This is a genomic window from Roseobacter fucihabitans (assembly GCF_014337925.2).
Taxonomy (GTDB): Bacteria; Pseudomonadota; Alphaproteobacteria; order Rhodobacterales; family Rhodobacteraceae; genus Roseobacter; species Roseobacter fucihabitans.
Window position 1 is genome coordinate 2292949 of sequence record NZ_CP143423.1, and the last position, 20650, is coordinate 2313598.

The window sequence follows — 20650 nt, forward strand, 5'->3', positions numbered from 1 at the left end:
GGATACATATTCGCCATTAGCCGGAATACGCCAAATACGGTTTGGCGACTTTCCTCGTCAGCGGCAATACATCCCGCTTAGCACTTTCATCTAAATACAGACTAAATGGTGGGTCGTGAGAGGCTCGAACTCCCGACATCTTCGGTGTAAACGAAGCGCTCTACCAACTGAGCTAACGACCCGTTAAGCGGCGGTTTAGCCAAACTCGCGCGCGGCTTCAAGCCCCTATCGACAGGCATTTCATTTCTCCATACGCAAGGTGATAAACCACACCCTGCCCACCTGGCAGCGCACCCATCTGCGAGATGTCCATATTCAACAAAATCAAACGCAACATGCGCGATGTCATGCCGTGCGTCACGAGTACCGCCGGCCCGGATAGATCATCCAGAAAGGCAAGGCAGCGCCGATGCAGCCCCTTGAAACCTTCCCCCCCCGGCGCGCGCTCATAAAGGTCAAGGCCGCTTTCTTCGCTTTCATCCATTTTGTGACCGGGCAATAACGCATCCCGGCGCAACCCCTCAAACGCGCCGACGGATATTTCCGACAGGCGCGCATCCGTCTGAATTGTTTGAAACAATCCTTCCAGCGCCAGCGAAGCCGTATGAAAAGCACGACCCTGCGGACTGCAAAACGCTTGAAAATCGCGCAGATCGCAGCCACCGAGAATTTTGCGCTGATCGCGTGCCTGCGCGCGGCCCTGCGCGGTCAGTGCAGAATCGAGCCTGCCCTGGATACGGTGTTCGGCATTCCAAACCGTTTGCCCATGGCGCAGAATATAGAGCGGCGGCCTCATTTCTTCGTCTCCCAGCAGGCGGATAACTTAAGTTCCAAAGTGTCGATGGCACGGTCCCGGCCCGCAGCGCAATATCAATCTGGCCGACGACCCCATCCGCCACAGAGAAATTAATGTTGCTTTACCAACTGTTAGCCTGTCACAGCGGTTTGGCAGTACCATTTTGCGATTTCCACACTACCTAAAAGCAAAATAGATATGCGCGAGATTGGTACCACCCAACAGGAGAATGTGATGGCTATTACCCTGAAACTGAATGGCGAAATCCAAACGCTGGACGCTGACCCCGGCACCCCCTTGCTTTGGGTGATCCGCGATGATCTGAAACTGACCGGTACAAAATTTGGCTGTGGCGTCGCGGCCTGCGGTGCCTGCACGGTGCATGTCGATGGCGTGCCGGTGCGGTCCTGCCAAACCTATGTTGAAGACGTCGAGGGCTCCGAGATAACAACCATCGAGGGGTTGAATTCGGACATCGGGCGCGCGGTTCAAACGGCATGGGCGGAACTTGACGTCGTGCAATGCGGTTATTGCCAGTCCGGGCAGATCATGTCCGCCGTCGGCCTGCTCAGCGAAAACGCCAAACCCTCTGGCACGGATATCGATGATTACATGAACGGCAATGCCTGCCGCTGCGCCACTTACCAACGCATCCGCGCCGCGATTTTGCGCGCCGCAGACCTGATGGAGGCCTGAACCATGACACTCACAACATCCCGACGTGGTTTTCTTGCAACCGCCGCCGCCGCAACCGGCGTGCTGGCAATCGGAATATCGCCGCGCGGTGCGCTAGCCAAGGCGGGCGACGGTGCGCTGAACCCCTTTGTGACAATCGCGCCGGATGGCACGGTCACCGCCATCATCAAACATTTCGAAAAAGGCCAAGGCACCGCGACCGGGCTGTCCACCTTGATCGCCGAAGAGTTGAACATGTCGCTTGATGCGATCAAATTCGAATTCGCGCCCTCCGATCCAGCGGTCTACAACAACAGCCTGTTCGGACCGTATCAGGGGACTGGCGGATCAACCGCCATGGCGAATTCATATCTGCAATACCGAACGGCCGGGGCTGCGGCGCGCGAGATGCTGCTGACGGCGGCAGCACAGCGTTGGGGTGTTGCCAAAAGCGCCCTCTCTCTAAAAGACGGGACGATCTCAGGGCCGGATCAAAGCGGCGACATTGGTGAATTCGTCGCAGATGCCAGCCTGCTGGATGTTCCGGCAGACCCCGCGCTCAAGGACCCCGCGCAATTCCGAATCATCGGCAACCCGGACGTGCACCGAAACGATCAAAACTCCAAGATCGACGGCACGGCGCAATATGCGATGGACCTTCATCTGGAAAACCAGATGGTTGTGGTTATCAAACGCAGTCCACGCATGGGGGGAAGCGTCGCGTCCTTTGACGAGAGCGGCGCGCAGGGCATAAAGGGCTTCATTCAGGCGCTTGCGCTGCCCAATGGTGCCGGTGTTGCGGTCTATGCCGACAAGACATGGGCCGCGCTTCAGGCTCGCGAAGCGGTCCGTGTGACTTGGGATTTCACCGCCGCCGAAACGCGCGGGTCGGATGAAATTCGTCGTGAACTGCTGGCCTCATTGGACGGCGATGCAGAATTCGACGCCTCCTCAGAAAGTGACTTGTCCGATACGCTCGCCGCCATTGAAGGGGCCGCGCAGGTGGTGGAGGAAACCTTCTATTTCCCCCTGTTGGCCCATGCTCCGATGGAGCCGCTGACGGCTACAATCGAACCCCTGGCTGACGGCGCGGTCGTCATCCATGACGGCGCGCAGTTTCCCACCAGCAACCACAATGTCTTGTCACAAATCCTTGAATTGCCCATGGAGAAGGTCAAGGTCAACACCATGATCGCCGGCGGCTCTTTTGGCCGTCGCGCCACGCCAAGCGCGGATTATCAGGTCGAAGTGGCGCTGGCCTTTGCCATGACGGACCGCACCCGCCCGGTGAAGCTCGTCTGGTCGCGTGAAGATGACATCACCGGTGGATATTACCGCCCCGCCTTCGCCCATAAGGTGCGCGTCGGGTTGGATGACAGCGGCAAAATCGTGGGCTGGGATCACCGCATCGCCGGGCAGTCGATTTTCAAAGGCACCTTCTTTGAAAGCGTCATGGTGCATGGCGGGATTGATCACGCGTCGGTCGAGGGCGCCGCCGATACGCCTTACGATATTCCCGGCATGCATTTTGGGCTAACGGATAACAAACCAGCGACAACGCTGCTTTGGTGGCGCTCAGTCGGCCATACCCACACGGCCTATGTCATGGAGAGCATGATGGACATTGCCGCCAAAGCGGCCGGAAAGGACGCCGTTGATTTCCGTCTGGAATACCTCTCGGGCGGAACGCCGGATCAACAACGCCTTGCTGGTGTGCTTGAACTGGTCGCTCAAAAAGCCGGTTGGGGCAACGTCGCAAAGGGGCGAAGCCAAGGTGTTGCGGTGCATAAGTCCTTTGGCTCTTATGTCGCGCAGGTGGCTGAAATCTCACGCGATGAAAACGGGGCTGTCAAAATCGAGAAGTTTACTGCCGCCGTTGATTGCGGTCTCCCGGTCAATCCAAATGTGATCAAGGCGCAGATCGAAGGGGGAATCGGCTATGGAATCGGTGCGATCATGCGCAACGAGATCACGCTGACGGGCGGGGAGACGGACCAATTCAATTTTCCCGATTACGAACCGCTGCGCATGCGCGACATTGGCGCAATCGATACACATATCATCGCATCCAGTGAAGCGCCGACAGGGATTGGTGAGCCCGGCACACCGCCCGCCGGTCCCGCATTGGCAAATGCGATCGCTGTGGACGGTCCGCGCATCACATCCCTGCCCATGCAGAACGAAGGCATCAATTTCGCCTGAGGGCATGTGAGAAAGGAAGCGCCCGCCTGAACAATCAGGGGGGCGTTTCACATGCAGCTAATTTTTTGCAAAAGACTCCAGCGTTACGCATCTTGTTCATGCACCAGCGCACATTCGTATCGCCATCAGGATGTTGGCGAATGCTGTCCAGAGCGATCAAGATCTTCGATATCACAGACCGTCTGATCCAGTTTCGCCGACAACAGGGCCAAAACGGGATGGGCGCTATCCCCTTGGTTTTTCTGAACGACGGCGATATATCCTCTCAATTCGCGCAGGACGGATTGAGTTTCTTCAACGACTTCCCTGCTGATTTTATCCAACTTACGCTCCCGTATTCTTGGCTCTCTTAATGGAATATTATGTGCCACTAGCACTCTTTTTAGCAGTGATTTTCTACAAAGGGAACGAGATGACACCGCAATGTCGAAACGTTTTTAACCATTTAGAGAGGTCCGCGTTTAATCTGAATTGATTTGTGTTTCCCAAAGGAGTCTTTGTCTGCTTCATTTTCAGTGTGGAGGTGGATGATGGGCAAACCTCTTTCTTTAGATCTTCGGCACCGGATTTGCGGGTATGTTGCTGCTGGGATCTTTTGTCGTGCAGCAGGGCGTATTTTTGGTGTCAGTGCGGCAACGGGGGTGCGTTATGCTGCGGACAAACGAGAGCGGCGCGACGTCACGCCCAGACCACAGGGCAGGCCGGTGGGCCGATTTGGCCAGCTGGCACCGTATAAGGATTTCTTAATCGGGGTTATCCGTGCCGAACCAGACATAACATTGCATGAACTATCCGGCGCGCTGGAAGACACGTCTGGCGTATCTGTTCACCTCTCATCAATTCACCGCGCCTTGGTACGCGCCGGGTTCTTATATGAAAAAAGGACTTATCGCACGGGAACGTAATCGGCCTGCCCTGCGCAGGGCAAGGCGGGGGTGGATCAACCACCGCCAGCCGCGCATGCGCCAGGAGCCACACAGACTGGTCTTTATTGCTTCTGGGGACATTGCTGCGCAATACCCTGACGGCCAGTGGATGAGACAGCCGTAAAAACCAATGTCACGCGGCTGTGCGGACGGGCACCTATAGGCGAGCGCCTCCTTGGCACCGCGCCCTTTGGAAAACGGGGTACGCAGACTTTCATCGCCGGGCTGCGCTGATCGCGCCGTGGGTGATCACGGGTGCACTGGACGGGCGCGCCTTCGACACCTGCGTTGGAACCCGGAACGGTAGCCATTCTCTCCTCTCCTTAATTGCTTTGCAATCAACTGCCGGGCAAGGGGCAATCTTTCCACCCACAAAAGCCCCCGCGCAGCGCAGGCGTTAAGAAAGCGCGTGCTGGTTCCTGTTCTTGCCGCCCTACTCCCGCGACCTCAACCCCACCTCTCGGGACATTGCTGCACAATACCCTGACGGCCAATGATCGAGATGGCTTTCTCAAAGCCCATCTGAGACCGATCGGGCTAAAAACGTTCGATGCACTCTTCCAGGCCCTCGGCGACATTTGTGATCTGTTTGATCCAAGCGAATGCCGGAACCTCCTCAAAGCTGCCGGATATGCCGCAGATTAAATACAAAATGCTTTAGAAAACCAGTAGGCTGTCGGTTTTGAGCATCTGTCGACAGAGCAGAAGACAAGCTCTCCTGAGACCGATCTGTGTGGCTACCAGTCATCACACACCGCCCTCGAGGTTTGTCGAGAATGGATTGCGGTCCTGAACGTCAAATGAAGTTGGGACAATCTGTCGACTTGACCATCAGCCACCCACTGGCATTGGAAACCAATGCAAAAAACGCGCAAGGATCGGAGTTTTCCCGTCGCGTTAGATTCCCGGATCTTGAAGTGACGCCATCGCATGAACGGCATTTTTGAACACACGTAATTGCGATGGGGGCAAAATCTCAAATCGTCTCACGATCCCCAGGATCGGGTCTCGGGAGAGCGTTTTTGCGCCACTGGGCGTCAGGAGAAGAAATCTGCTGCGCGCATCCTCCGGATTGGCAATTTGTCGCACTAAGTCACGCTTCACCAGCGTCTGAATCGCCCGAACTACGGGCGCATGCGTCTTTCGTAGTGATTTGCGCATCAAACTCATCGTGCACTGGCTTTGCGGGTGCGTGCCGAGATATCGTAAAACTGACCATTGCAATGGATGAACATCAGCTGAAACTTTTGAGCGATAGGCGTCACGCACCATGGCCTCCAAGAGGATTGCAGTGGCAATATCACTTTTTGTCGTAGCAGCTTTTTTCATTTCAAATTCAGTTTAAATTCGAATGGTATGGCAGCTCAACGGCTAGTTCAGACTAGGGTTAACGAGCATGACATCATATCCGCAACAGATACGGTCATCGTATGACATTGTTTGATCAAGACCTTCTGCACATTGGCCACAGGGCAATCACTGATTGCAGCGCCGCCGCAGGACCAAAACGCGCTAAAGCGCCAGCTGGTTCGGCGAGTCAGCAAAAACGTGGAATGACCCGTTCAGGGCGAGTTTGTGTTGGCAATTTGAAAGGACCTCTCGCAAACAACTCGAATTTGCAGGGGTTCGCATGACCTCGGTGCCGTTTTAGGCGCAAAGCTGACGGAAAATATCACGGACCCGGAACTGCTTATCGCCCACAAGACCTTGTAGCGATACATGATCAACCAATCGCGGCGGTGTCGGCGACCAAAAACACAGTAATTACAGTCGAGTTTTGCAGGACAGGATCAAGAAGGAATTATTCACTCTACGGCACACCCGTCTAAAGAGTGGATACAAAAGAGAACCTTCGAGACCCGAAACTGGCGCAGCACTTGCGCCTTTCCAATGTCAAAACGAGCAAAACAACAGATGTGGCTTTGTGAAACTGTTGCCAGTTGCTAACTGTCGGCTTTGAAGAAAGAAGCGCATGCGATACGCGCCCCCTTTATCCTTTTCAGACCAGCCGCATCAATGTGCGGTGGCAGCATCCGAAGAATCTGACGACTTTGCCAGACTTGCTGCAGCCGCAGCCTCTTCGGCTTCCTGATCCCACTCGATCGCTTCCGGTGCCCGGACCAGCGCATGCCTTAGCACTTCAGACACATGATCGACCGGGATAATCTCTAACCCCTCTTTCACGTTATCCGGGATTTCACGTAAATCCTTTGCATTCTCTTCCGGGATCAGAACGGTTTTGACGCCACCACGCAAGGCTGCGAGCAGTTTCTCTTTAAGCCCACCGATCGGCATTGCGTTGCCGCGCAGCGACACTTCACCCGTCATGGCGATGTCTTTTCGCACCGGAATTTTTGTCAAGACCGATACGATCGACGTGACCATCGCGAGCCCAGCGCTTGGCCCATCCTTCGGGGTCGCACCGTCCGGCACATGAACGTGAATGTCGATCTTGTCAAAGGTCGGCGGCTTCACGCCAATTTGTGGACTTATAGAGCGGACATAGCTTGATGCCGCATCAATGGATTCCTTCATCACATCGCCCAGCTTGCCCGTTGTCTTCATCCGACCCTTGCCCGGCAAGCGCAGCGCCTCAATGCTCAACAACTCACCGCCGACCGAAGTATAGGCGAGCCCCGTCACAACACCAATCTGATCCTCTTTTTCGGCAAGCCCATAGCGGAACTTCTTAACGCCAAGAAAATCATCAATGTTCTGATCCGTGACCGCAACCGTTTCCGCCTCTTTTTTGATGATTTTGGTCAATGACTTGCGAGCAACCTTCGCGATTTCACGCTCCAGATTTCGAACGCCTGCCTCGCGCGTATAGGTGCGGATCATCTCTGTGATTGCAGAGTCTTCAATCGCAAATTCCTTAGCCTTGAGACCGTGATTCTTGATCTGTTTGGGCACGAGATGTTGTAATGCGATCTCGCGCTTTTCGTCTTCAGTATAACCCGCCAGCGGTATGATCTCCATGCGATCCAGCAGAGGACCGGGCATGTTGTAGCTGTTGGAAGTCGTCAGGAACATAACGTTAGAAAGATCATATTCCACCTCGAGATAATGATCTACAAATGTGGAGTTCTGTTCGGGATCCAGAACCTCGAGCATCGCAGACGCGGGATCACCCCGAAAATCCTGACCCATCTTATCTATTTCATCAAGCAAAATCAGTGGATTAGTCGTTTTTGCTTTCTTCAAAGCTTGAATGATCTTGCCCGGCATGGAACCGATATATGTCCGGCGGTGGCCGCGTATTTCGGATTCATCCCGCACGCCGCCGAGGCTGATACGGATAAACTCACGCCCCGTCGCCTTGGCCACGGATTTGCCCAGTGATGTTTTACCGACGCCGGGTGGGCCGACCAAGCACATGATCGGGCCTTTCAACTTGGTCGAACGCTGCTGCACAGCCAGATACTCGACAATCCGTTCCTTGACCTTTTCGAGACCAAAATGGTCGTCATCCAACACTTTCTGCGCGCGTCCCAAGTCTTTTTTGACGCGAGATTTAACGCCCCAAGGGATCGCTAGCATCCAATCCAAATAGTTGCGCACCACGGTCGCTTCGGCAGACATCGGGCTCATATTCTTTAGCTTTTTGATCTCGGCATCAGCCTTTTCACGCGCTTCCTTACTGAGCTTGGTTGCAGCGATCTTGGCTTCCAGTTCGGCGACCTCGTTTTTGCCGTCTTCGCCGTCGCCCAATTCCTGCTGGATCGCTTTCATTTGCTCGTTAAGATAATATTCGCGCTGCGTGCGCTCCATCTGTGACTTCACGCGTGTCTTGATCTTTTTCTCAACCTGCAAAACAGACATTTCGCCCTGCATCAGGCCGTAAACTTTTTCGAGCCTCTCAGAAACGCTGAGCGTTTCCAGCAGATCCTGCTTCTGGTTCACCTCAATACCCAAATGACCCGCAACTAAATCGGCAAGTTTCGCAGGTTCACCCGACTCGCCAACCGCTGCTAAAGCCTCTTCCGGCACGTTCTTTTTCACTTTGGCATAGCGCTCAAACTCATCAGATACGGTGCGCAACAAGGCCTCTGTCGTTGCGATGTCGCCCGGCATTTCGGTAAGGTATTCCGCGCGAGCTTCAAAAAAGCTGTCATTCTCGATGTATTCGGTGATGCGGACGCGCGCTTGCCCTTCCACAAGAACCTTAACAGTTCCATCCGGCAACTTAAGCAGCTGAAGGACATTCGCCAGCACCCCGGCCTTGTAGATACCATCACTGTCCGGGTCATCCACACCGGGATCAATCTGACTGGACAGCAATATCTGCTTGTCATCAGACATGACTTCTTCGAGAGCGCGGACAGATTTTTCGCGCCCAACGAACAGCGGCACAATCATGTGAGGAAATACCACGATGTCGCGCAGCGGCAGGACGGGGTAGGAGGCGTTCAGAGGCTCTTGCATGCTCTTTCCTTGTTTTTGGCAAGATGGTTCTGGTCCCGCATATGCAGCAACACTCGCCCATCTCCAGGCTCGAAAGATACAGGTGGGGCGATCACCCCACGAAATCAACCTTGCCGTTGGTTTTGTTGCCCGCAGCATGGACATTGGACCGCGGAATCACAAGCCTTCAATTCAATGAAAAGCCTGGACAAAACACCTCAATTTACATGCAAGCGATCCGTCAATGACACCGACAGCGCAGAGACCCGCGACGACAATACTTTTACTTCGTCAGCGATGACCGCAAAACCCTTGCCAGCATCACCGACACGTGCTGCCTCAATCGACGCATTCGTCGCCACCATATTTATGACTCGCCCAATCTGCCCAATTTCAACAGCAATGACACTCGTCCGATCAAATGCGTCCGCTTTTCCCTTGTCGTTCAATTCCAAAACGAAGGTTCGAAAATCTTCGTTGAAAGAGTTCACGCCTTTGGCAATGCGCGTACAGCAAAGATCATACATATGCGCACCTGGTTGAAATCCCTTGATAACACCGTCTTCGGACGTGCATCGGCCGGTGATACGCACAATTTCTTCCAGCGCGGCGACAAGGCTGTCAAGGTTTTCGGCAAGACCTTTGGGGAATTTCAAATCATGCGCTGTCAGAAGGAGATTTTTAAGCCCCTTCGCCGCATCGTAACCAATTTTCAACTTATCGCGCGCGTCCATAAAGTCTTCTGCCGTGACATTACTGCCCTGTTCGGTGCTCTGCTCCATGTTGTGGATAAGAATCTGTAAAGCAGCCAAGCGCACCGGCGCAATCTTGGTCTGAGTGTCATGAAGGGTGTGGTCCAGCGAGGGACCTTTCTCGGCCTCCGCAGTCTTCGTTTTGAGGGACATCAATGCAACTCCGTTCCTAGGCCCTATCTCTAGGGGACATGAAGTTAAACTCGCGTTAATCGCACGCCGGTTACGCGAAAAAAAGCTGCCGATCGCGTCACATTGGTTCGATGTCACCCTGCGCCCTGCCCGCCTCGAAATCACTTTGCCAGGCTGCGAAACGCTTTTGGGCAATGGCCTCCCGCATCCCGGCCATCAGGTCCTGATAATAGGTCAGATTATGCCAGGTCAGCAGCATCGAGGAGATAATCTCCTGACTGCGAAACACATGATGCAGATAGGCACGCGAATAGCTGCGACAGGCCGGGCATCGGCACCCTTCATCCAGCGGGCGCGGATCATCGGCGTGACGTGCATTCTTGATGTTTACAACGCCGCGCCGTGTGAAAACCTGCCCGGTGCGTCCCGACCGGCTGGGCAGAACGCAATCCATCATATCGACCCCGCGCGCCACGGCCCCGACGATATCATCCGGCTTGCCGACCCCCATCAGATACCGCGGTTTGTCCTGTGGCAGCATGTCAGGGGCATAATCGAGCACGTCGAACATCGCCGCCTGGCCTTCCCCCACGGCCAGCCCCCCCAAAGCATATCCGTCAAAGCCGATGTCGATCAGCGCCTGCGCACTCTCGCTGCGGAAATCACGCTCCAAACCGCCCTGTTGAATCCCGAACAACGCATGTCCGGGTCGGTCGCCAAAAGCGTCACGCGACCGCGCCGCCCACCGCATCGACAGGCGCATGCTTTGTGCAATGGCATCACGATCCGCCGGAAGTGCGGGACATTCATCAAAGCACATGACGATGTCAGAGCCCAAAAGTCGCTGAATCTCCATTGATCGTTCCGGCGTAATTTCATGTTTGGAGCCGTCAATATGGCTTTTGAAGGTCACGCCTTTTTCAGTGAGTTTGCGCAGCGCCGCCAGGCTCATCACCTGAAACCCGCCCGAATCTGTCAGGATCGGACGCTCCCAATTCATGAACTTATGCAAACCACCCAACCGATCAATCCGCTCCGCCGTGGGGCGCAGCATCAAATGATAGGTATTGCCCAACAGGATATCGGCACCTGTTTCGCGCACGGAATGCGGCATCATCGCCTTGACGGTCGCAGCTGTTCCGACCGGCATGAAAGCAGGAGTGCGGATCTCGCCGCGCGGCGTGGAAATGATCCCGCTGCGGGCCTTGCCATCTGTGGCGTTCAAATCAAAGCTAAATCTCATGAGGGTTCCTTTGGCGCAAAACCACGCGATTTCCAACCCTCTCGACGGATCATTTGGACAACGGGCGCAAATGGCGACCCAAGCACGACCGACATCACACCAGCGCGCGCCATGTCTCGCCTTTGGCAGGCAGAAGCGCGCGGGTTTTTGGGCCGGACAAACCCATGCCGCCGGTCTTCAACACAGGCCCTTTTGGCGTTCATCTTGTTTTCATCCAAATCGCAAAATATCCGCCCAATTGTTGCAATTGAGCTGTTCAAGGATCACATCAGCAACAGCGGCGTTAAAATAAGGACTGGCCCACGTGGAAATCGAAACCCTCATCCTGTCTGCGATCGAAAGCTCGTTGGTATATCTGTTGCTGGCGGCATTGCTCATCATTCTCGCGGTCAAGGCGGTCAAGATCGTGCCGCAATCGGAAAAATACGTGATTGAACGCTTTGGCCGGCTGCGCGCGGTGCTTGGACCCGGCATCAATCTGATCGTGCCCTTCATTGACCGCGTCGCGCATGAAATCTCGATCCTGGAGCGGCAATTGCCCAATGCCAGCCAGGATGCGATCACCAAGGATAACGTCCTGGTGCAGGTGGAAACATCCGTTTTCTATCGCATCACGGAACCGGAAAAAACCGTCTATCGAATCCGGGATGTGGATGCGGCGATTGCAACGACTGTCGCGGGGATCGTGCGGGCCGAGATCGGCAAGATGGACCTGGATGAGGTGCAATCCAACCGCTCTCAACTCATCACGACAATCAAATCACTCGTCGAAAGCCAGGTTGATGACTGGGGCATCGAAGTGACGCGCGCCGAAATTCTGGATGTGAACCTGGATCAGGCGACCCGCGATGCGATGTTGCAGCAATTGAACGCGGAACGCGCGCGCCGCGCACAGGTCACCGAGGCCGAAGGTTCCAAACGGGCTGTGGAATTGGCGGCGGATGCGGAGCTTTATGCGTCTGAACAAACCGCCAAGGCGCGACGGATTCTCGCGGATGCAGAGGCCTATGCGACGCAGGTTGTCGCCCATGCAATCAATGAAAACGGGCTTGAGGCGGCGCAATACCAGATCGCCCTGAAACAAGTTGATGCGCTCAACGCGCTGGGGGCGGGTGAGGGCAAGCAGACCATTTTGGTTCCAGCACAGGCCATCGAAGCCTTTGGCGATGCGTTCAAGCTCCTCAAGGGACGCGTGACGTGAGTGGGCTGGCCGATCTGTGGTGGGTCTGGATGGCGGCGGCCCTTGTGCTGGCCGTGATCGAGGTGCTGGTGCCGGGGTTCATATTCTTGGGGTTTGCCCTCGGTGCATTGGCAATGGTTGCACTGGTGCTGGTGGCACCGGGTCTGGCCGCCCCTGCGCTGCTGGCGATCTTTGCCGGACTATCCCTGCTGGCCTGGATCGCCTTACGCATGCTCTTTCGCAGCCAATCCAGCGGTGCCCGTGTCGTACATGAAGATATCAACGACAATTAGAGCCTGTGGGCATTCACATTGCGCCATACGTTTCGCTCCAAAATTGCTCGGTTCCAGGCCAGAGAGCGCAAAAATGGCCAGAACTTTCAAACACAGTTGACGCAGAAATCGGCCATTTTGACGACCCGCCACAGGTCGCGGCGCTTTTTGCTGCATCCTGATCAGTCGCGCGAGCGGTTGAGATCACCGAACCCACCTGTTACCCCGGAGATCAACAGGGAAGGTTAAACATGGAAAAGCTGACTTTTGGTTGGGAAGAATGGATCGCTTTGCCCGATCTGGGGTTGCCCGCGATCAAGGCAAAGGTGGATACCGGCGCGCGTACATCCGCTTTGCATGCGGATGACATCGAGGTTTTCGGCACAACCAAGACCCCAAAGGTCCGGTTCAGTATTCACCCCATGCCAGGGCGCGAAGATGTCTCGATCATCTGCTCGGCCCCCCTCGTGGACCGGCGCGAAATTACATCCTCGAATGGCGAGACCGAGCAACGCTTTGTCATCTCCACAACGCTGGCGGTGGCGGATCAAAGCTGGCCCATCGAAATCACCCTGACCAATCGCGGCACAATGTCCTCACGGATGTTGCTGGGGCGCCAGGCGCTGAACGATCATATCTCCATCTCGCCCACCGAAAAACGTCTGCAACCTGACCTCAGCTATGACGTCTATCACACTGCAGACCTCAAAAGTCGCGCCCCCAAACGCGCGCTGCGCATCGCCGTGCTCAGCCGCGAAGATAATTATTCCACGCGACGTCTGGTGGAGGTCGGGGAGGCGCGCGGACATGCCGTCGAAGTAATCGACACAACCCGCTGCTATATGGCGATTAACGCGATGTCTCCCGAGGTGCATTATGATGGCAAGCGCCTGCCGCGTTATGATGCGGTGATCCCACGCATTGGCGCGTCGATCACGCCCTATGGCACCGCCGTCATCCGACAGTTTGAAACCATCGGCACCTATTGCGTGAACGGATCGGCCGGCATCACCGCGTCGCGCGATAAATTGCACGCCCATCAGGTGCTCGCCTCCAAGAAAATCGGCATGCCGACCACGGCCTTCGCCGCCTCCCCCAAAGACACATCCAATCTCATGGGTCTGGTCGGCACCGCGCCGCTGATTGTGAAACTGCTGGAAAGCACACAGGGCAAGGGCGTTGTTCTGGCCGAAACCAAAAAGGCCGCCGAATCCGTGATCGACGCCTTTCGCGGGCTCAAGGCCAACTTTCTGGTGCAGGATTTCGTGAAGGAAGCCGCCGGAGAGGACATTCGGTGCCTGGTCGTGGCAGGCAAAGTCGTGGCGGCCATGAAACGCACCGGGGCAGAGGGGGATTTTCGTTCCAACCTCCACCGTGGCGGGTCGGCCAAGGTGGTGCGCATCACCAAGGAGGAGCGCGAGACCGCCCTGCGCGCCGCGCGGGCCTTCGGGCTCGGCAAAGCGGGCGTGGATTTGTTGCGTTCTGAGGCGGGTCCGAAAGTCCTGGAAGTGAACTCCTCTCCCGGATTTGAGGGGATCGAGAAGGCCACGGGCAAGGACATCGTCGGCAAGCTCTATGACGAGATCGAAGCGCGTGTCCGCCCGCAACCCTCACGCAAAAGACGCCCTTGACGTCACGGGCGTCACGGCCAACCTGCGCCGCGCCCGTGCTGTTGCCAGGTGGTCTTACGGATTTTGCCGCGAGCAGAACCCGGCCCACTCGTTTTACAAAGGACGTTGTTTATTCCAGAGGCGTTTATTCCAAAGGCTTGGAGAATTGGATTGAATATCAACAGGCCCTGAATATACGGTGCCAATATGAAGGCAAAAAAGCCAGTGATTTCAAATCAAGAACGGTTTGACGGCGTCTTCAGCGGCATTCAGGGAGCGGAAAAATCATTTTTGCCAAAGCCAGTGCCTGGCCAGATCAACGGACCCTCAAGCGGGAATGACACGCAGCACCCAGATTGATCCCGCAAGCACTCCCGAGAGTGCGGCCCCATGAGCACAACGCTGAGAGCCGCGTTCTGGATGTCAGGGTCTATCGCGTCGTTTTCCACCATGGCCGTCCTGGGGCGGGAGCTTGGCGCGGAACTCGATACTTTCGAGATCATGATGTACCGCAGCCTCTTTGGCGTGATTATCGTGGTCTCACTTGCGGGTTTGACCGGCACCTGGCGCGAGATCAACACGCGCAACATGCCCGTGCAGCTGATCCGCAATATGGCGCATTTCACGGGCCAGAATCTGTGGTTCTACGCGGTGACCGTGATCCCTCTGGCACAGGTCTTTGCGCTTGAATTTACCTCGCCGATCTGGGTCATCGTGCTCTCGCCGCTCTTGCTGGGTGAACGGCTCACGCGTGCGCGCGCACTGGCGGCTGTGATGGGATTTATCGGCATCCTGGTCGTCGCACGCCCGGACATGGCCGGGATCAACGCCGGGGTCATCACGGCGGCTTCCAGCGCGATCTTCTTTGCACTGACGATCATGTTCACCAAACGTTTGACGCGCACGCAGGGCATCACTTGCATCCTGTTTTACCTCACAACGATGCAATTGGTCTTTGGGATCGTGGCCGCGGGGTATGACGGTTATATCGCCCTGCCCTCCGCGGGTGCCCTGCCCTTCGTCATGGCCATTGGGGCGGCAGGCCTTATGGCGCATTACTGTATGACCAACGCGCTGTCGATTGCACCGGCAACCGTGGTCGTGCCCATCGACTTTATCCGCCTGCCGGCCATCGCCGTTGTTGGCATGCTGCTTTACGGCGAACCATTGGATATATGGGTCATTTTTGGCGCATTGATCATTTTTACCGGCAATTATCTCAATATCCTCGCCGAAACCCGTCAAAAGAATTGATTTTACGTCAGGTCACACGGCAGTGTTACTCAGCGTCATTAATTGACGAAAATTGTAATGGTGCTTACCTGCGCTCGCCTGATCCGCAAACCCGCATCATCCTATTCAGGCGCATCTTCTGGGGAGGAGAATAATGAGAACATATCTGACAAGTGCCGCCGCCCTATGCCTTGCAACTGGAAGCGCCCATGCCGGTGCGCTGGATCGTACTGGCCAGTCCGTGGACGTATTGTTTGAGACGGGACGCTATGGTGAGTTCAGCCTAGGCAGTATTTCACCGGATGTAAAAGGGGTAAGTACCCGCGCGCTCGGGGCTACCTTTCCGGCAGGAGGACAATCGGGTGACATCGGGGTCAGTAACTTCAATTTTGGCGCCGCCTATAAAGCAGATCTGAACGAGGTCTGGTCTTATGCGATCATTCTGGACCAGCCCTTCAAGGCAGAGGTCGAATATCCTGCTGGCACTGGATATTTCGCTCAAGGATCAAATGCCACTTTCGACTCCTTCGCCATCACAACGCTGTTTCAATACAATTTTCAGGGTGGATTTTCCGTCTATGGCGGTCCGCGTCTTCAGGCCACGGAAGCCAGCGCAAAAATCGGCTTCGCACGCGGCTATGATGTCGAAGCGGATCGGGACTGGGGCTTGGGTCTTGTTGCTGGCGTTGCCTATGAACGCCCCGAAATCGCCCTTCGGGTCTCTCTGACCTACAGCTCAGAAATTTCTCACTCCAACGATGTTCTTGAATCGATCAACAACGGAGCCACCGTGTTTCCGGGAAGCGTCGCGGATTTTGAAACGCCGCAATCGGTCAATCTCGCGTTTCAGACCGGGGTTGCCGAGGATACGATTGTGTTTGGCGGCATCCGCTGGGTGGACTGGTCCGACTTTGAACTGTCACCTGAGCGTTATGCCTCCTCGCTAATCGCTGGTCAGCCCCTGCTCAGCTATGCAGATGACACCACGACCTATACGCTCGGTGTCGGCCGTCGCCTGAACGAAAACTGGTCGCTTGCCGCCTCCGTTGGCTATGAAAAGAACACCGGAAGCCTGTTTACCAACCTTGGCCCAGCGGATGGCGGGGAGAGCATTGGTCTCGCCGTCATCTACACCCAGGGCAAAATGAAAATTACAACCGGCATCAAGTACTTGAGGATCGGTGACACGACGACCGCTGTCCAAGGCACACCAAGCACGGTTTTCAACGACAATGATGCACTCGCGATTGGCGTAAAGGTCGGATATAGCTTCTGATCCTTACGATTCCCGCATCACCAGCCCCCGCCTGCATCCGCGCGCGGGGGCTTTTCTTTTGCGCATGATCCGGGTGGCTGATGCACACACACCCCGATAAGGTGTCGGAATGATTGAACAAACAAGCATCTCTGCAAAAGCATGGGCCGCCCTGCTACTGTTGGCGCTGATATGGGGCGCGTCTTTTGTGTCCATCCGCATTGCACTTGATGAAATCGGACCCCTGACCGCCGTGGCGCATCGTACCTTCTGGGCCATGCTGGTGCTTTGGGCGGTGATCGCCGCCATGCGCCTCCCCCTTCCCCGCAACCCGCGCGTCTGGGGGGCTTTCTTCATCATGGGCCTGCTGAATAACGTCATCCCCTTCGGCCTGATGGCATGGGGCCAATTGCACATTGAAAGCGGGCTGACCTCCATCCTCAACGCGGCCACAGCCGTTTTTGGTGTCCTGCTCGCCGCCGTCTTCTTTGCCGATGAACGGCTCAGCCCGCGCAAGGCCATCGGTGTCACCCTGGGGTTCGCCGGTGTCGCCACGGCCATCGGCCTCGAAAACCTGCGCGATTTTGACCTGCGCTCGCTGGCGCAGCTTGCCGTGCTGGGCGGCACGATCTCCTACGCGCTGGCCGGTGTCTGGGCGCGCAAAACGCTCAGCGGGCTCGCGCCGCAAGTCGCCGCCGCCGGGATGCTAACGGGCTCGACGCTGATCACCCTTCCCCTCGCGCTTGTCTTTGAGGGTCCCATCCGGTTCGATCTGCAACCCGATACCATGCTCGCCATCGCCTATTACGCCGTGATCGCCACCGCCGGGGCCTATCTGCTTTACTATTTCGTCCTCGCGCGTGCCGGCAGCGGTAACCTTCTGCTGGTGACGCTGCTGATCGCGCCGGTAGCCATCACCCTTGGCGCGTTGATTTTGGGCGAAACCCTCAATCCCAACGCCTACGCGGGGTTTGCGCTGCTCGCCCTTGGTCTGATCGTTCTGGACGGGCGGGTCTGGCATGGCCTGCGCCGTTCGATGACCGCCCCGGCTGATTGATTGACCCCCCCGCAGCACGCGGCTAGGAGTCGTCCATCCGATCTCCATCAGGACATGTGCCATGCTCTATTCCTCCGCCGCGCATTGGCGTGCCGCCCCGCGTAAATCCGTGCTGGTCTACGGCATGTCCGGTCTGGGCAAGACCCATATGTCCAACCTGCTGCGCGCCAGCGGGCATTGGTTTCACTACTCCATCGATTACCGGATCGGCACGCGGTACATGGGCGAATATATCGCCGATAATGCCAAGACCGAAGCGATGAAGGTGCCCTTTCTGCGGGACCTTCTGATGAGCGACAGCATCTATATCGGCTCCAACATCACCTTTGACAATCTCGCGCCCGTCGCTACGTACCTCGGCAAACCTGGTAATCCGGTCCAGGGCGGGCTGGCGATGGCGGAATATGCCCGCCGGCAGGAACAATTCCGTGCGTCGGAGATATCCGCGCTCTATGATACGGCGCATTTCGCACAGCGCGCCGAGGCGCTTTATGGGTATCCGCATTTTATATGTGACAGCGGCGGGTCGATCTGTGAATGGGTTGAGGCGGATGACGATCACGATGCGCTGATGCGGGATCTGTCCGCGCATTGCCTGCTGGTCTGGATCAAGGGCGATGATGCGCACACAGAAGAGTTGATCCGCCGCTTTGACCGCGCGCCCAAACCCATGGCCTATCAACCTGCATTTCTGCTCGAGGTTTGGGAAGAATATCTTAATAAAAACAAATGCCTTGAAGGGGACGTTAACCCTGATGATTTTATCCGCTTCACCTATGCGCGCGCCCTTGCCCACCGCCAGCCGCGTTACGAGGCGATGTCGCGCTGGGGTGTGACAGTGACGGCGGATCAGGTGGCACAGCTAAAGAAACCGCAGGATTTCGAGGATTTGATTGCGACCTGCCTGTAACGCGCGTCACCCAAGCGTGAGACGCCCGCCCTTGAGACCACGCACCCAACGCATTATCTGCTTTGCCTGAAGACGATCTGGAAATGAACCATGCCCATCAAAATACCCTCCGACCTGCCTGCCTATGACGTGCTGACGCGCGAAGGGGTGATGGTGCTTGACGAGGGCGAGGCCGCCTTGCAGGACATTCGCCCGCTGCGCATTGCCCTGTTGAACCTGATGCCCAAGAAAATCCAGACCGAGACGCAATTTGCGCGTCTCATCGGAGCCACGCCCTTGCAGATCGAATTGAGCCTGATCCGCATGTCCGAACATAAGACCAAAAATACCGCCTCCGAGCATATGGCGAGCTTTTACCGCCCCTTTCAGGAGGTGCGCGAGGAGAAGTTTGACGGGTTGATCATCACCGGCGCGCCGATCGAACATCTGGCTTTTGGCGATGTCACCTATTGGGACGAATTGCGCGAGGTGATGGCCTGGACCCAAAGCAACGTACATTCCACCCTTGGCGTTTGCTGGGGCGGGATGGCGATGATCAACCACTTCCACGGCGTGGATAAACATATGCTGGACGCCAAGGCGTTCGGCTGTTTCCGGCATCGCAATCTTGCGCCCGCATCGCCGTATTTGCGTGGCTTTTCAGATGATTGCGTGATCCCCGTGTCGCGCTGGACAGAAATGCGTCAAAGCGAAATTGATGCCACAACGGGTCTCAAAACCTTGCTGGGCAGCGATGATGTCGGTCCTTGTCTCGTCGAGGATGCCGCGCACCGCGCGCTCTATATCTTCAATCATTTCGAATATGACCGCGACACGCTGAAACAGGAATATGACCGCGATGTGACCGATGGCACGGCGATCACCCTGCCCGCAAACTACTACCCGGATGATGATCCCACAAAAACGCCGCTGAACCGCTGGCGCAGTCACGCGCATCTGCTTTATGGCAACTGGATCAATGAAATCTATCAATCCACGCCCTTCGAGATGTCGCGCATTGGGACCTAAGATGGTGATCATCGCCCTGCTTGCGACTCTTGGGCTGATTGCGCTCGTACAATGGCGTGCCGGTGCGCGTGAGGCGCAGGCAGAACGGGCCTATCCGCCCGTTGGGCAAATCGTCGAGGTTGATGGTACGAAAGTCCATCTGCATGTGCAAGGCACCGGCCCGGACGTGGTGTTGATCCACGGGGCCAGCGGGTCGCTGCGCGATTATACCTTTGATCTGGTGGACCGGTTGAAAGACCGCTACCGCGTCATATCGCTGGACCGTCCCGGTTTGGGGTGGACGACCCGCCCCGAACCGGACTTCGGTGGGGCCTGGAGTATCGCGGCCGAACCCCCGGCGCTTCAGGCACGGCTTTTGCAGGCTGCGGCCGATACGGTCGGCGTGACGCGCCCGATTGTTGTGGGCCATTCTTTTGGCGGCGCGGTTGCGCTGGCCTGGGCGCTGGAACGCCCGGAAGACACCGCAGCGCTGGTGTTACTGGCCGCCGCCTCCATGCCCTGGGAGGGCGAGTTGGGCGCGCTTTATCAAGTAAACTCCTCCCTACCCGGCAGTTTATTTGTCGTCCCCCTGATCACCGCCTTCACGCCCGATTCCAGAATTGAAACCACCGTAAAGTCTATCTTTGCCCCGCAACCTATGCCCGATGGGTATCTGGATCACATCGGCCCCGACATGAGCCTGCGCCGCGCAACACTGCGTGCCAATGCGCAACAGGTCAACAACCTGCGCCCACATATTATTGAAATGTCGAAACAATATCCTGACCTTTTGATGCCTGTTGAATTATTGCATGGAACCGCCGATACCACCGTCGGGCTGCGCATCCACTCCGAACCCCTTGCGGAACTGCTGCCCAATGCGACACTCACGCGGCTTGAGGGTGTGGGACACATGCCACACCACGCCGCGCCTGAGCAGGTTGTTGCGGCCATTGAGCGTGCCACCACGCGCGCGGGTTTGCGTTAAGGCCGTTAACATCCCATATAGATTACAG

At 56.4% G+C, this 20650-nt stretch carries 17 protein-coding genes and 1 tRNA gene; 11 read left to right on the top strand and 7 right to left on the bottom strand.

The annotated features are described in order from the left end of the window. Nucleotides 1–106 precede the first annotated feature (106 nt). Together ROLI_RS11200 and ROLI_RS11205 are read right to left on the bottom strand one after the other, a co-directional pair. Nucleotides 107–182 (bottom strand) — tRNA-Val (locus ROLI_RS11200). A 35-nt stretch (nucleotides 183–217) separates the two neighbouring features. Continuing rightward, nucleotides 218–796: a histidine phosphatase family protein gene (locus ROLI_RS11205; RefSeq protein ID WP_187431615.1), complete on the bottom strand. Its 579-nt coding sequence runs from the start codon at nucleotides 794–796 to the stop codon at nucleotides 218–220. Between the two features lie 234 nt (nucleotides 797–1030). On the opposite strand from ROLI_RS11205, the gene ROLI_RS11210 reads away from it, so the two are divergent. Beyond that, nucleotides 1031–1492: a (2Fe-2S)-binding protein gene (locus ROLI_RS11210; RefSeq protein WP_187431618.1), complete on the top strand. Its 462-nt coding sequence runs from the start codon at nucleotides 1031–1033 to the stop codon at nucleotides 1490–1492. Between the two features lie 3 nt (nucleotides 1493–1495). After that, on the top strand, nucleotides 1496–3673 hold the full coding sequence (locus tag ROLI_RS11215; RefSeq protein WP_187431616.1) for a xanthine dehydrogenase family protein molybdopterin-binding subunit: 2178 nt from the start codon (nucleotides 1496–1498) through the stop codon (nucleotides 3671–3673). Nucleotides 3674–3798: 125 nt separating this feature from the next. Here the strand turns inward: ROLI_RS11215 and ROLI_RS11220 are convergent, their stop codons facing one another. The 5 genes from ROLI_RS11220 to tgt form a co-directional block, all read right to left on the bottom strand. After that, nucleotides 3799–3996, bottom strand: a complete 198-nt coding sequence (locus ROLI_RS11220) for a hypothetical protein (protein WP_338469155.1) — start codon at nucleotides 3994–3996, stop codon at nucleotides 3799–3801. Nucleotides 3997–5496: 1500 nt separating this feature from the next. Beyond that, nucleotides 5497–5928, bottom strand: a complete 432-nt coding sequence (locus ROLI_RS11225; RefSeq protein WP_187432084.1) for a MarR family winged helix-turn-helix transcriptional regulator — start codon at nucleotides 5926–5928, stop codon at nucleotides 5497–5499. Nucleotides 5929–6612: 684 nt separating this feature from the next. Beyond that, nucleotides 6613–9024, bottom strand: a complete 2412-nt coding sequence (gene lon, locus ROLI_RS11230; RefSeq protein WP_187432085.1) for an endopeptidase La — start codon at nucleotides 9022–9024, stop codon at nucleotides 6613–6615. A gap of 197 nt (nucleotides 9025–9221) precedes the next feature. Next, nucleotides 9222–9908, bottom strand: a complete 687-nt coding sequence (locus ROLI_RS11235; protein WP_187432086.1) for a methyl-accepting chemotaxis protein — start codon at nucleotides 9906–9908, stop codon at nucleotides 9222–9224. A gap of 97 nt (nucleotides 9909–10005) precedes the next feature. Next, nucleotides 10006–11130, bottom strand: a complete 1125-nt coding sequence (tgt, locus tag ROLI_RS11240) for a tRNA guanosine(34) transglycosylase Tgt (RefSeq protein WP_187432087.1) — start codon at nucleotides 11128–11130, stop codon at nucleotides 10006–10008. A gap of 304 nt (nucleotides 11131–11434) precedes the next feature. On the opposite strand from tgt, the gene ROLI_RS11245 reads away from it, so the two are divergent. From ROLI_RS11245 to ROLI_RS11285, 9 genes are all read left to right on the top strand, one after another. Next, on the top strand, nucleotides 11435–12331 hold the full coding sequence (locus ROLI_RS11245) for an SPFH domain-containing protein (RefSeq protein WP_187432088.1): 897 nt from the start codon (nucleotides 11435–11437) through the stop codon (nucleotides 12329–12331). Continuing rightward, the gene (locus ROLI_RS11250) at nucleotides 12328–12603 is read left to right on the top strand and encodes a hypothetical protein (protein WP_316247508.1); all 276 of its coding nucleotides are present in this window, start codon (nucleotides 12328–12330) and stop codon (nucleotides 12601–12603) included. Before ROLI_RS11245 ends, ROLI_RS11250 begins: the two co-directional genes overlap by 4 nt. A 230-nt stretch (nucleotides 12604–12833) precedes the next feature. Next, nucleotides 12834–14213 carry a 30S ribosomal protein S6--L-glutamate ligase gene (rimK, locus tag ROLI_RS11255; RefSeq protein WP_187432089.1) on the top strand — a complete coding sequence of 460 codons (1380 nt, stop codon included), beginning with the start codon at nucleotides 12834–12836 and terminating at the stop codon, nucleotides 14211–14213. Between the two features lie 369 nt (nucleotides 14214–14582). Beyond that, nucleotides 14583–15446: a DMT family transporter gene (locus ROLI_RS11260; protein ID WP_187432090.1), complete on the top strand. Its 864-nt coding sequence runs from the start codon at nucleotides 14583–14585 to the stop codon at nucleotides 15444–15446. Nucleotides 15447–15579: 133 nt separating this feature from the next. Continuing rightward, nucleotides 15580–16701 carry an OmpP1/FadL family transporter gene (locus tag ROLI_RS11265; RefSeq protein ID WP_187432091.1) on the top strand — a complete coding sequence of 374 codons (1122 nt, stop codon included), beginning with the start codon at nucleotides 15580–15582 and terminating at the stop codon, nucleotides 16699–16701. A 109-nt stretch (nucleotides 16702–16810) separates the two neighbouring features. Then, on the top strand, nucleotides 16811–17737 hold the full coding sequence (locus tag ROLI_RS11270; protein WP_187432092.1) for a DMT family transporter: 927 nt from the start codon (nucleotides 16811–16813) through the stop codon (nucleotides 17735–17737). 61 nt (nucleotides 17738–17798) lie between these two features. Further along, nucleotides 17799–18647, top strand: coding sequence for an ATPase (locus ROLI_RS11275; protein ID WP_187432093.1), 849 nt, complete (start codon nucleotides 17799–17801; stop codon nucleotides 18645–18647). Nucleotides 18648–18737: 90 nt separating this feature from the next. Then, complete coding sequence (gene metA / locus ROLI_RS11280) at nucleotides 18738–19655, top strand: homoserine O-succinyltransferase (RefSeq protein ID WP_187432094.1); 918 nt, start codon at nucleotides 18738–18740, stop codon at nucleotides 19653–19655. Between the two features lies 1 nt (nucleotide 19656). Beyond that, nucleotides 19657–20622, top strand: coding sequence for an alpha/beta fold hydrolase (locus tag ROLI_RS11285; protein WP_187432095.1), 966 nt, complete (start codon nucleotides 19657–19659; stop codon nucleotides 20620–20622). Nucleotides 20623–20650: the final 28 nt, after the last annotated feature.

Bases quoted from the DNA above. Each gene is read 5' to 3' on its own strand.
- ROLI_RS11265 (WP_187432091.1), top strand. From the start codon at position 15,580: ATGAGAACATATCTGACAAGTGCCGCCGCCCTATGCCTTGCAACTGGA.
- ROLI_RS11275 (WP_187432093.1), top strand. From the start codon at position 17,799: ATGCTCTATTCCTCCGCCGCGCATTGGCGTGCCGCCCCGCGTAAATCC.
- ROLI_RS11270 (WP_187432092.1), top strand. From the start codon at position 16,811: ATGATTGAACAAACAAGCATCTCTGCAAAAGCATGGGCCGCCCTGCTA.
- metA (WP_187432094.1), top strand. From the start codon at position 18,738: ATGCCCATCAAAATACCCTCCGACCTGCCTGCCTATGACGTGCTGACG.
- ROLI_RS11260 (WP_187432090.1), top strand. From the start codon at position 14,583: ATGAGCACAACGCTGAGAGCCGCGTTCTGGATGTCAGGGTCTATCGCG.
- ROLI_RS11225 (WP_187432084.1), bottom strand. From the start codon at position 5,928: ATGAAAAAAGCTGCTACGACAAAAAGTGATATTGCCACTGCAATCCTC.
- ROLI_RS11210 (WP_187431618.1), top strand. From the start codon at position 1,031: ATGGCTATTACCCTGAAACTGAATGGCGAAATCCAAACGCTGGACGCT.
- rimK (WP_187432089.1), top strand. From the start codon at position 12,834: ATGGAAAAGCTGACTTTTGGTTGGGAAGAATGGATCGCTTTGCCCGAT.
- lon (WP_187432085.1), bottom strand. From the start codon at position 9,024: ATGCAAGAGCCTCTGAACGCCTCCTACCCCGTCCTGCCGCTGCGCGAC.
- tgt (WP_187432087.1), bottom strand. From the start codon at position 11,130: ATGAGATTTAGCTTTGATTTGAACGCCACAGATGGCAAGGCCCGCAGC.
- ROLI_RS11235 (WP_187432086.1), bottom strand. From the start codon at position 9,908: ATGTCCCTCAAAACGAAGACTGCGGAGGCCGAGAAAGGTCCCTCGCTG.
- ROLI_RS11205 (WP_187431615.1), bottom strand. From the start codon at position 796: ATGAGGCCGCCGCTCTATATTCTGCGCCATGGGCAAACGGTTTGGAAT.
- ROLI_RS11215 (WP_187431616.1), top strand. From the start codon at position 1,496: ATGACACTCACAACATCCCGACGTGGTTTTCTTGCAACCGCCGCCGCC.
- ROLI_RS11285 (WP_187432095.1), top strand. From the start codon at position 19,657: ATGGTGATCATCGCCCTGCTTGCGACTCTTGGGCTGATTGCGCTCGTA.